At 70.8% G+C, this 13,465-nt stretch carries 11 protein-coding genes; 5 read left to right on the top strand and 6 right to left on the bottom strand.

Features of this window, described 5'->3' with window-relative positions; all coding sequences use genetic code 11:
• Positions 1–46: 46 nt before the first annotated feature.
• Positions 47–391: a YbaB/EbfC family nucleoid-associated protein gene (locus ACZ6KY_RS25800; RefSeq protein ID WP_469312658.1), complete on the bottom strand. Its 345-nt coding sequence runs from the start codon at positions 389–391 to the stop codon at positions 47–49.
• 298 nt (positions 392–689) lie between these two features.
• Between ACZ6KY_RS25800 and ACZ6KY_RS25795 the strand changes: the two genes are divergently transcribed.
• A complete protein-coding gene (locus tag ACZ6KY_RS25795) occupies positions 690–1,433 on the top strand; it encodes an SLATT domain-containing protein (RefSeq protein WP_469312657.1) in 744 nt (247 codons plus the stop codon).
• Between the two features lie 37 nt (positions 1,434–1,470).
• On the opposite strand, the gene ACZ6KY_RS25790 is transcribed toward ACZ6KY_RS25795, so the two are convergent.
• Together ACZ6KY_RS25790 and ACZ6KY_RS25785 are read right to left on the bottom strand one after the other, a co-directional pair.
• The gene (locus ACZ6KY_RS25790) at positions 1,471–3,003 is read right to left on the bottom strand and encodes a substrate-binding domain-containing protein (RefSeq protein ID WP_469312656.1); all 1,533 of its coding nucleotides are present in this window, start codon (positions 3,001–3,003) and stop codon (positions 1,471–1,473) included.
• A gap of 183 nt (positions 3,004–3,186) precedes the next feature.
• Positions 3,187–5,244, bottom strand: a complete 2,058-nt coding sequence (locus ACZ6KY_RS25785) for a serine/threonine-protein kinase (protein WP_469312655.1) — start codon at positions 5,242–5,244, stop codon at positions 3,187–3,189.
• 288 nt (positions 5,245–5,532) lie between these two features.
• Here ACZ6KY_RS25785 and ACZ6KY_RS25780 point away from each other — a divergent pair, with 288 nt between their 5' ends.
• The 3 genes from ACZ6KY_RS25780 (at position 5,533) to ACZ6KY_RS25770 (ending at position 8,615) form a co-directional block, all read left to right on the top strand.
• Complete coding sequence (locus tag ACZ6KY_RS25780; protein WP_469312654.1) at positions 5,533–6,888, top strand: aminotransferase class III-fold pyridoxal phosphate-dependent enzyme; 1,356 nt, start codon at positions 5,533–5,535, stop codon at positions 6,886–6,888.
• A gap of 171 nt (positions 6,889–7,059) precedes the next feature.
• Positions 7,060–7,755, top strand: a complete 696-nt coding sequence (locus ACZ6KY_RS25775) for a GntR family transcriptional regulator (protein ID WP_469312653.1) — start codon at positions 7,060–7,062, stop codon at positions 7,753–7,755.
• A gap of 209 nt (positions 7,756–7,964) precedes the next feature.
• Positions 7,965–8,615: a hypothetical protein gene (locus ACZ6KY_RS25770; RefSeq protein ID WP_469312652.1), complete on the top strand. Its 651-nt coding sequence runs from the start codon at positions 7,965–7,967 to the stop codon at positions 8,613–8,615.
• A 166-nt stretch (positions 8,616–8,781) separates the two neighbouring features.
• Here the strand turns inward: ACZ6KY_RS25770 and ACZ6KY_RS25765 are convergent, their stop codons facing one another.
• Positions 8,782–9,072, bottom strand: coding sequence for a hypothetical protein (locus ACZ6KY_RS25765; protein WP_469312651.1), 291 nt, complete (start codon positions 9,070–9,072; stop codon positions 8,782–8,784).
• Between the two features lie 211 nt (positions 9,073–9,283).
• Positions 9,284–11,101, bottom strand: a complete 1,818-nt coding sequence (locus ACZ6KY_RS25760) for a bifunctional metallophosphatase/5'-nucleotidase (protein ID WP_469312650.1) — start codon at positions 11,099–11,101, stop codon at positions 9,284–9,286.
• Positions 11,102–11,460: 359 nt separating this feature from the next.
• Between ACZ6KY_RS25760 and ACZ6KY_RS25755 the strand changes: the two genes are divergently transcribed.
• On the top strand, positions 11,461–11,784 hold the full coding sequence (locus ACZ6KY_RS25755) for a hypothetical protein (protein ID WP_469312649.1): 324 nt from the start codon (positions 11,461–11,463) through the stop codon (positions 11,782–11,784).
• Positions 11,785–12,105: 321 nt separating this feature from the next.
• Here ACZ6KY_RS25755 and ACZ6KY_RS25750 read toward each other — a convergent pair whose 3' ends face one another.
• Positions 12,106–13,389: an adenylosuccinate synthase gene (locus ACZ6KY_RS25750; protein ID WP_469312648.1), complete on the bottom strand. Its 1,284-nt coding sequence runs from the start codon at positions 13,387–13,389 to the stop codon at positions 12,106–12,108.
• Positions 13,390–13,465 lie beyond the last annotated feature (76 nt).

The raw sequence follows: 13,465 nt of genomic DNA, 5'->3' as shown, positions 1-13,465 counted from the left end.
TCCCGCGTTTCTTCCTGGTGCGTACGGTAGTTGGCCGCCGCCGGTCTTAGAAAGGCAGACCGGGAATGCCGCTGCCGCCGCCGAGCCCCTGGGTGAGCGGGCCCAGCGTCCGCTGCTGGAGCGCCTGCGCGTTCTCGTTGGCCGCCTGGACGGCCGCGACGATCAGGTCGGCGAGCGTCTCGGTGTCCTCGGGGTCGACCGCCTTCGGGTCGATCACCAGGGCGCGGAGCTCTCCGGAGCCCGTCACGGTCGCCTTCACCAGGCCGCCGCCCGACTGGCCCCCGACCTCCGTCCGCGCCAGCTCCTCCTGCGCGCTCGCCAGGTCCTGCTGCATCTTCTGGGCCTGCTGCAACAACTGCTGCATATTGGGCTGGCCACCACCGGGAATCACGATCAGCTCCTGGTTTCGAGTACGGCTGTGTGGACCGTTTTTCCTGTCCAGCACGAGCCTACGTGGTCGACGGGCCCGTCGCCCAAGCACTCTTTCGAGTGACACCGTCATGGCTCCTATACCTGATCAAGACCCTCTTCCAGGCGGAAAAGCCGGTAAACCCGGTCCATCGCCACCCATTGGGCGGTAGGAAGGGGGCGGCGCATTTGCACCACGCGTCACAGGACGTCACGCAGTGTCAGTGCCGTCACCGTCGTCACCGTCGTCCGTCATCACCGTCGTCAACTAGGGAGTACCGGTGAGTCAGCCGGAGATGCAGCCGGAGGGGCCGCCCCAGGACGGGCGGAGCGAGGGCGCGGCGGGGCTGCGGCCGGGTGATCTGACCGGCCGGCCGTTTCCGCTCGGCGACTGGGGGGAGCCCGCCGAGCGGCTCCACGAGCTCTACCGGTGGGTGGAGCAGGGGGCGCTCGACACGGCCGCCTGGTATCTCTCCGACCGCGTGTGGAAGCGGTGGGGGGCGCGGCTGCTGCGGTGCGGGGCCTCGCTGGGGGCCGTCGCCGGGGCCGCGCTGCCGCTGCTCGACCTCACCGGGTCGGTGCGAGGGGCGGCTCCGTGGGGATATCTGGCGCTGCTGCTCGCGGTCTCCTGCGTCGCCGTCGACCGGTTCTTCGGAGTGACCTCCGGATGGATAAGGGATGTGGCCACCGCGCAGGCCGTGCAGCGGCGGCTTCAGGCACTTCAGTTCGACTGGGCGTCCGAGAGCGTGCGGGAGGTCCTCGGACCAGCGGACGGGACCGCCAGCGAGGCGGCCGACCGGTGCATCGGGGTGCTGCGCAGGTTCTCGGAGGACGTCACGGAACTGGTGCGCACCGAGACCGCGGACTGGATGGTGGAGTTCCGTACGGGACCGGCGCCGCTGGGGATCCAGTCGTCGTCGGCGGGAGCGCCCCGGCCCGACGGATCGCCCCTGAACGGGCGGATCCCGCTCCCGCCGGGAACCCGCCCGAACATGCCCCGCCAGCGCCCGCCCGAGCCCAGGTAGCGGTCCCGCGCGGCGCGTGTGCCGAGCTGCCGCGGTGTCACCCGGCTCCGCAGATCCTCAGTCCGACCGGCGTCCCGCAGGGCAGATGGCCGTGGGTGCGGACGACGTCCTGGCCGCTGCCCCGGCTGATGTAGGAGAGGAAGCTGGAGGCGAGGGAGTCGGCGGGCGGCTGTCCGTAGGTGTAGGCGTACTCGATCTCGCGGTACGGGTAGTCCGAGGTGCCGCGCTCCAGATCCTCGACGGAGGCGGTGAGACCGTCGAGGCTGATCCTGTGCAGGCCCTTGTGGCCGCCGGCGTCGTTCAGTTCGCTGTAGCCGATCGCGCCGGGCAGCTTGGCGACCGTGTTCAGCACCTGGTCGGTGGAGTCGAGTTCGCAGCGCACGAGCGGTGCCGTCGCGTCGTCCTTGTGGACGCAGTCCAGCGAGGAGTCGGCGATCTCGCCGCGCCCGAGCACCCGGCGCTGGAACACCTGCCGGGTACCGGAGTTGGCGTCCCGGCTGACGAGGAGGACGGGCCTGTCGGGTCCGCCGAGCCGCTTCCAGTTCGTGATCTCGCCGCGGTACAGCCGTCGTACGTCGGTCAGCGACAGGTTCCTGACCGGGACGGCGTCGTTGACGACCAGCGTGAAGACCGACACCGCGATCCGGTTCTCCCGCAGTTGCGGGAAGTCGCCCGGCTTGGGGCCGTCGGAGAGGGCGACGAGCGCCGGCGAACCCTTCGTCGACGCCCGCCCCGCCGTGTCGAGTTCGCGTACACCGGCCGTGCTGCCGTGGGCGTCCACCGTGATCGCGGAACCCTGGCAGTCGTGCTCGTACTTCTCGGCCAGTTCGCGCATCACGGGCTCGAAGGCGGTCGAGCCGGTGACGGTCAGGGTGCCCCGCTCGCAGCCGATCGGCGGCGGTGTGTCGTCGCGCAGGACGACGATCAGGGCGAGCGTGACGACGCACACCGTCAGCATCACGGTGATCAGCCGGGCCGCGCGGCTGAACAGCGGCGGCTGGTCGTCCGGTGTCGTACTGCGGTTGGGCCGGACCTCACCGTCCCGGATGCCGCCGATGATCCGTATCGGACAGCCCACGTCGCCGCCCGACAGCAGGACGAGCAGCTTGAAGTGCTCGCCCCGGTTCAGCGGGACCCGCGGGATGCGCAGGGTGCCGTTCTCGTAGCTGAGACCGGCGGCCGGGGTGAAGTGGTCCATCAGATGGTCGGTGCCGGGCGGCTGGGTCACGGACACACCGCGGATGGTGCGGTCGGTGAACACCGCGGTCAGGCCGTGCGGTTCATGGCTCGTGTAGTCGTCCCCGGCGATGCTCCGCGAGCCGTCGTTCTCGATCCGCAGCAGCACGAGGGTGGCGTCGGACATGCCGGGTGCCTCGTCGAACAGCCCGAGCCGTACGTTCGCGCGCCCCGAGCGGACGTCGTCGCCGATGGGATTGTCCATCTGGACCCGGTAGCCGACCGTCTTGCGGCGCGGCACCCTTCGCTCGTACCAGACCATCACGGCGGAGGAGACGACACCGATGACGGCGGTCCCGACGGCCACGACGTTCTCTGCGCTCAGCCACTCCACGTGAGCCACTCCCCCGAGCACTGCGGTGCGGTGCGGTCACCGTACGGCTCAGGCCGGGAACAACCCACATACGGGAAGTGAACTTCAACCGCCCTGGACGGAACGGAAGTCGGCACGTTCCCCGGAGGTCCGCGGCCACTGCTCACGGACCCCCGGGCGGGGCCTCCTGACGGGCTTCCGGGCTCAGCCGGTCTTCGTGTAGGTCAGCTCGGCCTCGGCCGCCGAGCCGGTCTTCGCCCGCCGCAGCCGGCCGTCCGGCAGGAGGGTGACCTCGGAGGCGGCACCCGCCTTGCAGGACGGCGGTGCACCGACGGTGACCTGGGAGGGACCGATCTCCAGCGGCCCCCCGGGCCCCGGAGCCGCGGCGAGGGCGGCCTGGAAGACACAGTGGTAGGTACTGCCGTCCGCGGTGACCGTCAGCACCGTGTCGCCGACGCCGCCCTGCTGGATGGTCATCCGACGCGTGTGGTGGCCGGTGTCGTTGTCGATGGCGGCGTCCCAGGTGCCGAGGAACGCGTCCGGGACGGTGCCGCCCTGCGTCTCCCCGGAGCTGGGCGACCCGGAGTCGGTGGTCGGCGGCTGCGACGCGCTCTGCCCCGGTGTCGTCGCGCCGGAGGCCGGGGCGGACGCCTTGGGGTCGTCCTGGCTTCCCCCGCCCCCGCCGCCCTTCAACAGCGCGAACACGCTGCCGCCCGCGCCGAGCGCGACGACCAGGGCCACGACGACAAGGAGAACGGTGGACCGGCCGCTCCTGCGCGGCGGCTCCGGACCGAGCGGAACGGCCACGGGGCCGTACGGAGGGGTCGGGCCGTAGGGCGGCGGGGTCGCGCCGCCGGGTCCGTACGGGTGGGCGGCGACGCCCGGGCCGTAGGGAGGCGTCGAGCCGTACGGCGGCTGGGGCGCGCCCCAGCCTGCCTGCGGGTAGCCGTAGGCGGGGTGGGCCGGGCCCTGGCCGGAGGGCCCCGGGTGCTGCTGCGGATAGCCGTACGCGGGGTGCGGGCCGGCCGGCGCCGCAGGAGGAGGCGTCGCGCTCTGGCCCGCGACCATGGTGGGGAGATGGTTCACGGGGCCGGGCTGCCCGGGGGGAGGCGGGGTCGAGCCCTCGTCGGCGGGCGTGGGCGCGTGCTCCGGGGAGGCCTCGGCGGACGCGGCGGGCGCCGAGGAACTGGCGGAGGGCGTCGAGGAGGCGGCGGAGGCAGAGGCAGCGGGCGAGCCGGACGGCGGCTTGGAGAAGTCCGGGGCGGCGACCGGCGGCGCGGGCGCCGGCGGCAGGGCCGGCCTGACCGGCACGGCACCCGCGGCGGGCTGCGCCTGCCTCTCGTCGGGATTCTCCGTGTCGAGCAACCGCACCGCGTGGCGCCCGAGTTGGGCCACCAGCGAGCCGGGCAGCCAGGGGTCGAGGGTGCGCCCTTCCGAGACGGTGTCCTCCGCGCCCGTGCGCTCCAGGATCTCGTCGAGACCGGGCCGGGCGGCGGGGTCCTTGCGCAGACAGTCCCGCACGAGGTCGGCGAGGCCCTCGGGCACACCCGTCAGGTCGGGGTCCTCCTGCGCGATGCGGAACATCATGGCGTGCACACCGCTGTTGGCCGCCCCGAACGGAAGGGCGCCGGTGGCCGCGTACGACAGGACGGAGCCGAGGCAGAAGATGTCGCACGCGGGCGTGACCCGGTCGCCGCGCACCTGCTCGGGCGCCATGAAGCCGGGCGAGCCGACGAGCGCCCCGGTGTGGGTCAGGCCGCCGTCGGTCACCGTCTCCAGGGCGCGTGCGATGCCGAAGTCGATGACGCGGGGGCCGTCGATGGTGACGAGGACGTTCGACGGCTTGAGGTCGCGGTGGATGAGGCCCGCGGCGTGGATGTCCTTCAGCGCGTGCGCGAGGCCCGCGGCGAGGATGCGCACGGAACGCTCGGGCAGCGCGCCGTGGTCGCGCCCGACGACGGCCTGGAGCGAGGGCCCCGCCACGTAGCCGGTGGCCACCCAGGGGATCGGGGCCTCGGTGTCCGCGTCCAGTACGGGTGCGGTCCAGAGCCCGCCGACCCGGCGCGCGGCCCGCACCTCCTGGCGGAAGCGGGCCCGGAACTCCTCCTGCTCGGCGAGTTCCGGCCTGACGAGTTTGACGGCGACCGTACGCCCCCGGTCGGACCGCGCGAGATAGACGTGGCCCATCCCTCCGGCACCGAGCCGCGCCAGCAGTCGGTACGCCCCGATCTGGTGCGGATCCCCTGCCCCCAGGTTCTCCATGGCAGCGCCCACCCTCCCCCATATGTGTGCAACAGACCGAGGATAGTGCGCTCTACGGGGATGTGGACGGGTGGTGTCCACGGTTCCGTCACGACTGATCCCGTTTCCGTAACGGGTCCCGCCGTCTCCTTGACGCCAGCAGCCGGGGGATCGCCGGAAGGGGCCGCCGGGCACCCCGGAACGCGGACCCGTCCCCCGGCCAAGCCCGACAGACTGTCGCGGAAAGCCCCCGACCACAGACAGGACGCCGATATCGCGCCCGGTCCGTGGACATTTACGCTTCGCCGCATGACCCCTCAGCCCAACCCCCAGGCCGGCGCCGCCGTGAAGGCCGCGGACCGCGCGCACGTGTTCCACTCCTGGTCCGCGCAGGAGCTCATCGACCCGCTCGCCGTCGCAGGCGCGGAGGGGTCGTACTTCTGGGACTACGAAGGCAAGCGGTATCTGGACTTCACCAGCGGGCTCGTCTTCACCAACATCGGGTACCAGCACCCGAAGGTCGTCGCCGCGATCCAGGAACAGGCCGCGACCCTGACCACGTTCGCGCCCGCCTTCGCCGTCGAGGCGCGGTCGGAGGCGGCCCGGCTGATCGCCGAGCGGACCCCGGGCGACCTGGACAAGATCTTCTTCACCAACGGCGGCGCGGAGGCCGTCGAGAACGCCACGCGGATGGCCCGGCTGCACACCGGCCGTCCGAAGGTGCTCTCCGCCTACCGCTCGTACCACGGCGCCACCTCCACCGCGATCAACCTCACCGGTGACCCGCGGCGCTGGCCGAACGACAGCGGCGCCGCCGGTGTCGTCCACTTCTGGGCGCCGTTCCTGTACCGCAGCCCCTTCCACTCGGACAGCGAGCGGCAGGAGTGCGAGCGCGCGCTCCAGCACCTGGAGGACACGATCGCCTTCGAGGGGCCCGCGACCATAGCGGCCCTGATCCTGGAGACGATCCCGGGCACCGCGGGCATCATGACGCCACCGGCCGGCTACCTCGCCGGGGTGCGGGAGATCTGCGACCGGTACGGGATCGTCTTCGTCCTGGACGAGGTCATGGCCGGGTTCGGCCGGACCGGCAAGTGGTTCGCCGCCGACCACTACGAGGTGACGCCGGACCTGATGACCTTCGCCAAGGGCGTGAACTCCGGCTATGTGCCGCTGGGCGGCGTGGCGATCTCCGCCGCCATCGCCGAGACCTTCGCCAGGCGGCCCTACCCGGGCGGGCTCACCTACTCCGGCCACCCGCTGGCCTGTGCCGCCGCCGTCGCGACGATCAACGTCATGGAGGACGAGGGGATCGTCGACCAGGCCGCGGTCATCGGCGAGACCGTCCTCGGACCGGGGCTGCGCGAGCTGGCCGAGCGGCACCCGAGTGTCGGCGAGGTGCGCGGCACGGGCGTCTTCTGGGCGCTGGAGCTGGTGAAGGACCGGGAGACCCGGGAGCCGCTGGTCCCGTACAACGCGGCGGGCGAGGCGAACGCGCCGATGGCCGCGTTCGGTGCCGCGGCCAAGGCCCGCGGTCTGTGGCCCTTCATCAACATGAACCGCACCCACGTCGTACCGCCGTGCAACATCACCGAGGCCGAGGCCAAGGAGGGTCTCGCGGCCCTCGACGAGGCACTGTCGGTGGCGGACGAGCACACGGTGTGAGGCCTTAGGGGTTCCCGCCCCGGTGGGGGTCGGTCGCGCGGTCGCCCGCGCCCCTTCGGGGGTGCCGGAGAATCCGCCCGCCGACCCCCACGGCGTATGGTGGCCTGCTCGAAGAGATACGCGAGTAGATACGCGCACCTACCCACGCGATGGGGGAGTGAGACCACCACCATGGCCCGCACCGGCGGCACGGGCGCCGTAACCCGCAGCACCCTGCGGCAGCAGATCGCGGACGCGCTCCGTGACGAGGTGCTCGGGGGCCGTCTCCGGCCGGGCCAGGAGTTCACGGTGAAGGAGATCGCGGAGCAGTACGGCGTCTCCGCCACCCCCGTCCGCGAGGCGCTGGTCGACCTGTCGGCCCAGGGACTCCTGGACGCGGACCAGCACCGCGGCTTCCGCGTGCACGAGTACTCCGCCGCCGACTACCGCGGCATGGTCGAGGCGCGCAGCCTGATCACGGAGGGCATGTTCCAGAGCCTCGTGGCCGGCGGCATGCGGCAGGCCGACGACCCGCGCGCGCTCGCCGCCCTCGCGGCCGTCCGGCGCCGCGGCGAGGAGGCGAAGCGCGCGGCCTCCGCCGGTGACCTGAACATCCTCATCGGCTACGACCTGCGCTTCTGGCGCGAGCTCAGCAGCCTCTTCGGCAACGCCTACCTCGGCGACTTCCTGCACCGGCTGCGGGTCCAGTCCTGGGTCTGCACGGTCCAGCACCTGCGCCGGGTCTCCGACCTCCGGGGCCAGCTCTGGTCCGGCCACACGGAACTGGTGGACGCCCTCGCGCGCCGCGACGCCGACACGGCGCGGGCGATCGTGACGGCGTACAACGAGCACGCGCTCGCCCTCATCGAGCGGCTCGACGCCCCCTGAGACGCGGGCCGGGACCCGGTTCACGCCGGTCCCGGGTTTGAGGACACCCGCCCCGGGCGATCGGTGGGATGGGGGCGCGGCCCCCGAGCGGCGGACGGACCCCGGCCCACCCGGGGGCCCTACTTGCGTACCGGCCTCTTCACAAGACCGCCACGCGCACTACGCTGCCCTGACCACCCTGCACCCCAAGGAGCAAGAGGAGCCGTCTGTTGGCCTGTGACCTGTGGTTGGTCCCGCTCGTCGACGTGCTGTGCCACACCCCCGACAACCCCTTCGCCGAGGAACTCGCGCTCTACGACAAGGTGCTCGCCGAGGCCGGGCTCCCCCCGGTGCCGGTGTACGCGTACATGCCCGGCCTGTCGGGTGACGTGGCCCCGGTCGCCGGCTTCGACTACGACGCGCTGCACTTCCTGCGCCGCGCGTACCTGCTCCAGATGTGCGGTCTCGCGGTGGCGCCGGTCGACGAACTGGGCGGCGACTACGAGCAGTTGCTGGAGATGTTCGAGACGAACGCCCAGCAGTCGCATCTGGTCTGGCACTACGACCACGCGGGCGCGTACGTTCCGGTCGAGTTCCCGCATCCGCTGGCCAACGACGAACTCCTCGCGGGCGGCGGCCCCCTGGGCTCCTCCCAGGCGCTCCTGCGCGAACTCGAGTTCGTGGCCCCCGCGATCGGCATCGACCCCGCCAATCCGCCTACGCCACCGCAGCCTCCGAGCTCCCCGACGGAGCTGGAGGAGCCTGCCGCTCCGGCCCCCTTCGACGCCAGCCCCTTCGCCCGCGAACGTCACGTCTGGCTGGGTCTGCACGCCGCGGCGACCCGGAGTCTCGCCCAGGGCTCAATGATCGTCTTCAGCTGATCCCGATCCCACGGTGCGGGGCCCGGCCGTACGGCCCCGCACCGGCGCACGCGACACCGGCCCATCGGGACAGACCTCCGGACGCCTGGCCGGACACGTCGGCGCGCCCCGGCCCGGACACACCTCCCGGTCCGGCCCGGATACGCCCGCGCACCCGGCCCTGCCGTCAACCCAGCTCCGCCAGGCCCTTCTTGAGGTCGTCGCCGTTCATGACGGGGGCGAGCTCGATGCGGGCTCCGAGACTCATGAACAACGGCTCGGCGATCGCCGGGATCTGGCTGGGGTCCTGCAGGTCGAAGAAGAGGTAGCAGGCGCGGCAGCCGTCGTTGGTGGTGAAGTAGGCCGCCTCCGGCTTGAGCTTCTCCATCGTCTCCTGCATCAACTGCTGCAACTTCCCGCCGCGGATGACCTCGTTGGCCTTTTCCGTGTCCATGGTGGCCCTGAGCATCACGCGCATCGCACTCACCTTCTCCATCGGTCGACGCACGCATAGGCACCCAAACGTGCGTTTTCAGGCTATGCCCCTCGTCATCCGCGTGCCCGCTGGAGCTCCGGGAGCGCCGGGAGCGGGCAGGGAACAGGCAAAAGGCAGGCGGCCCAGCCCTCACCCTCTCCGGTGAGGCCTGGGCCGCGTGTCTCCTGAAGGCAGAGGCGCCGAGCGCGCCGGATCAGAAGACCGGCGTGCCGTCCTGCGTCAGCTTCCAGTTGGCGACCGCGAAGTCCGCCGGGTTCAGCGAGCCCTTGGCCGTCACGTAGTCGATCATCAGCTGGCGGATCTCGTTGGTGGAGCTGTAGGCGATGTCGGCGGCCGCGATGTGCGGGTAGCCGCTGCCGCCGTTGGCCCGGTAGTTGTTGACGGCGACGACGAAGACCTGGTCCGCGGCGACCGCGGTGCCGTTGTAGGAGAGGTTCTTGATCCTCGACCCCTCCGGCTGCGCGATGTCGATGTCGTACGAGACACCCGCCGCCGTGTCGTACATGTAGTCCCAGAAGCTGTTGGCGTTGGTGAGGGTGGCGGTGTCCACCGCGGTACCGGACGGGACCTGGTGGTAGTACTTCGCCGCGTACTCCAGGTAGTCCTTGAGCTGGGCGCCCGTCAGCTTCTTGCCGTACAGCGTGTTGTCGTAGATGTAGAGCCCGGCGACGTCGCGGATGGTGACGTCGCCCTGGGGGATGTCGGCGGTGCGGCTGAAGGGCGCGGCGACGGAGATGAGCGGCAGGGCCGCGTCGGCCGTCGACAGACCGGTGGCGACGGCCGCCATCTGGACCTGGTGGATGAAGTCCATGACGGGGACGTCCTTCCAGCACGCCTCCGCCGCCGACAGGTCGGCGGTGCAGGTGCCGACGGGCGTGTTGACGTACTTGACCACGAGGTCGTGGTCCGCCTTGATCAGCCGGGTGATCTCGGCGTCCTCCTCGACGGTGTTGCTGTTCAGGGTCTGCGCCTTGGTGCTGGTGACCTTCCACTGGCCGCGGACGAGTTCGAGCTCGAAGTCGAAGACGGTCAGCCGCATGCCGTAGCAGTAGGGCTCGGAGAGGACGACGTCCTTGCCGGTCTCGGTGTTGGTGACCGTGTACGACGAGACCTCGGTGTGGGTGTGGCCCACGAGGATGGCGTCGATGCCGGGGACCTGCTGGGCGACGAGGTTGGAGGCGTTCTCCACGTACGGGAGTTCGTCGCCGTACGACGAACTGCCGTCCAGGCCCGAGTGGTCGGTGAGGAACACGACGTCGCAGCCGAGGGCGCGCATCCGCGGCACGTACTTCTTCGCCTGCTCGACGAGCCCGGTGAACGCCATCTTCCCGGCGACGTTGTCCTTGTCCCACAGGGCGATTCCGGGGTTCGTCAGGCCGAGGATGCCGACCTTGATGTCCGGGGCGCCGGGGACACGGATGCGCTTCACGGTGTACGGCTGGAAGGCCGGGCGCAGGGTCTTCGCGTCCAGCGCGTTGGCGCCGAGCAGCGGGAAGTGACACTGCTCCTCGAATCTGCGCAGCGTCTCGATGCCGTAGTTGAACTCGTGGTTGCCGAGCGCGGCGGCGTCGTACCGCATGGCGTTCATCGCGATGGCCATCGGGTGCTTGGGACCCCGCTTGCCGTCGGCGGCGACGATGGGGTCGACGCGCGCGTAGTAGTACGCCAGCGAGGTGCCCTGGATGATGTCGCCGGCGTCGACGAGCAGGACGTGGTCCTCGCCCTTGGCGGCGCGCTGCTGCTTGACGAGGGTCGCGACGCGCGCGACACCGACCGAGTTGCCCTTGCTGTCCTTGTACGCCGCGTCCGTGTAGTAGTCCCAGTCGAAGACGTGGCTGTGCAGGTCGGTGGTGCCCAGGATCGAGAACGACCAGGTGCGCGGCGGCTTCGGGTGCCTGCGGTCCGCCGCCTGCGCGGGGGCCGCCGCGGCCGCGCCGCCGACGGCCACGACCGCACCGGTGACGGCCGACTTCTTCACGAACTCCCGGCGGTTCAGGGGATTGACGGGCATACGGACTCCTGGGACTGGGGTGACGCGGGCAGGGGGACGTGTCGTGCGAGCCGTGCGGAACTACACGCGTAGAGCGTGGTCGCCCGCCTATCCCCTCGTGAACCAGGAGAAGCCCATCTCCCGGTCAAGTAAAGGTCAGTTCGAGGTTTCGGGGACACAACGGACCGGAGTTTCGAACCGTGTTCACCCCGCTGTCACATCGCGCTTACGACGACATCGGCCCCAACTGCCGAGCCACTCACGGCGGCCCGGCCGGCATGCCCAGCCCGCGCAGCCCGCCCGGGGCTGACAAGGCGTTCGTCGCGTTCTTCCGTCGGTTCAAGTCCGTTTGCACTCTGGGCCATCCGCGTCTTCGTGGGATGAGCTGGTTCGACACGGTGGACTTCCCGAAGGACGGTGACGGCTGCCGGTGGGACTCCGCTCCGCACGCCCCGGTCACCGGCGTCCGCCTCCAGGGCGTCGGGCACCTGAAGGCCAACCAGCACCGGCCGGTGACCGGCAGGGGCAGGACCGTCTCGGTGAAGCGTGCGGGCCGTGAGCGGTTCGTCCTGCTCACCGCGGAGCAGGGCCTGCCCGAACCGCTGCCCTCGACCGGCAGTGCGGTCGGGATCGACCCGGGTATCGCGAACTTCCTCGCCGACTCGGACGGTGAGTTCGTCCCCGATCCGCAATCCGCGCCATGAGCGCCGGGCCGCCGCGAAACGCGCAGCCGCGCGGCAGGCCCTGTCCCGGTTCCCGCGCCGCGAGGGCGAGCGGCCTGCCGCTCGGCGTCACGAACGCGAGCACGGCGGCCGGCGGGACCGCGCTGACCTGGGCGGACAAAGGCACCGCGGACCACCTGTGGAGACCGGCCTCGCGCCGAGGCCGGCTCCCCGGGTACGGGTACGCCCCCGGATGCCGGCCGGGGGCGCACTCGTGGAAACAACCGTTTCGGAAACGGCTCCGGAACCTGGTCCGCACACCTCTTCGGAACCTGGTCCGGAAGCCGCTCCGGAACCTCCGCGTTAGATGAACGAGTTGATCTCGATCGTCTCGTCGCGGCCCGGTCCGACGCCGATCGCGGAGATCGGGGCGCCCGACATCTCCTCAAGCGCCTTCACGTAGTCCTGCGCGTTCTTCGGGAGATCCGCGAAGGTCTTCGCCTTGGTGATGTCCTCCGACCAGCCGGGGAGGTTCTCGTAGATCGGCTTCGCGTGGTGGAAGTCGGTCTGGGAGTACGGGAGTTCCTCGACGCGCTTGCCGTCGATCTCGTACGCCACGCAGACCGGGATCTCCTCCCAGCCGGTCAGGACGTCCAGCTTGGTGAGGAAGAAGTCGGTCAGACCGTTCACGCGGGTCGCGTAGCGGGCGATGACCGCGTCGAACCAGCCGCAGCGCCGGTCACGGCCGGTCGTCACACCGCGCTCGTGGCCGATGCGCCGCAGCGCCTCGCCGTCCGCGTCGAAGAGCTCGGTCGGGAACGGGCCCGAGCCGACCCGGGTCGTGTACGCCTTGAGGATGCCGATGACCCGGCTGATCTTGGTCGGGCCGACGCCGGCACCCGTGCAGGCGCCGCCCGCGGTCGGGTTGGACGACGTCACGAACGGATACGTGCCGTGGTCGATGTCCAGCAGCGTGCCCTGACCGCCCTCGAAGAGCACGACCTTGTCCTGCTCCAGCGCCTGGTTGAGGATCAGGACGGTGTCCGCGACGTACGGCTTGAGCCGGTCCGCGAAGCCCAGCAGCTCCTCGACGACCTGGCCCGCCTCGATGGCGCGGCGGTTGTAGAGCTTGGTGAGCAGCTGGTTCTTGACCTCCAGCGCCGCTTCGACCTTCTGGGTGAGGATCGACTCGTCGTAGAGGTCCTGGACGCGGATGCCGACGCGGTTGATCTTGTCCGCGTAGGTCGGACCGATACCGCGTCCGGTGGTCCCGATCTTCCGCTTTCCGAGGAAGCGTTCCGTCACCTTGTCGACAGTGACGTTGTAAGGCGTGATGATATGAGCGTTTCCGCTGATCAGCAGCTTGGAGGTGTCGACGCCGCGCTCGTTCAGTCCGTTCAGCTCGGAGAACAGGACGGACGGGTCGATGACGACTCCGTTGCCGATCACCGGAGTGCACTCCGGCGTGAGGATTCCGGAAGGGAGGAGGTGGAGGGCGTATTTCTGGTCGCCCACGACTACCGTATGGCCGGCGTTGTTGCCGCCCTGGTAGCGCACCACATAGTCCACGGATCCACCGAGCAGGTCGGTGGCCTTTCCCTTGCCTTCGTCACCCCACTGAGCACCGAGCAGCACAAGTGCGGGCACAGGCGTACACCCCTTCCGGGCGGGGCATGTCCAAGGTCGGGGACGTACGCGGCTGGTTCTGGCTACAACTGCGTAC

It is taken from the genome of Streptomyces sp. NPDC042002 (assembly GCF_055588305.1).
The sequence above is the reverse complement of the archived record's forward strand: the minus strand, read 5'-3'. Positions and strand labels throughout refer to the sequence as shown.

What these genes read in the sequence shown, in the direction of transcription:
- ACZ6KY_RS25785 (WP_469312655.1), bottom strand. Translation starts at nt 5,244, where the DNA reads ATGGAGAACCTGGGGGCAGGGGATCCGCACCAGATCGGGGCGTACCGA.
- ACZ6KY_RS25780 (WP_469312654.1), top strand. Translation starts at nt 5,533, where the DNA reads ATGACCCCTCAGCCCAACCCCCAGGCCGGCGCCGCCGTGAAGGCCGCG.
- ACZ6KY_RS25775 (WP_469312653.1), top strand. Translation starts at nt 7,060, where the DNA reads ATGGCCCGCACCGGCGGCACGGGCGCCGTAACCCGCAGCACCCTGCGG.
- ACZ6KY_RS25765 (WP_469312651.1), bottom strand. Translation starts at nt 9,072, where the DNA reads ATGCGCGTGATGCTCAGGGCCACCATGGACACGGAAAAGGCCAACGAG.
- ACZ6KY_RS25760 (WP_469312650.1), bottom strand. Translation starts at nt 11,101, where the DNA reads ATGCCCGTCAATCCCCTGAACCGCCGGGAGTTCGTGAAGAAGTCGGCC.
- ACZ6KY_RS25755 (WP_469312649.1), top strand. Translation starts at nt 11,461, where the DNA reads ATGAGCTGGTTCGACACGGTGGACTTCCCGAAGGACGGTGACGGCTGC.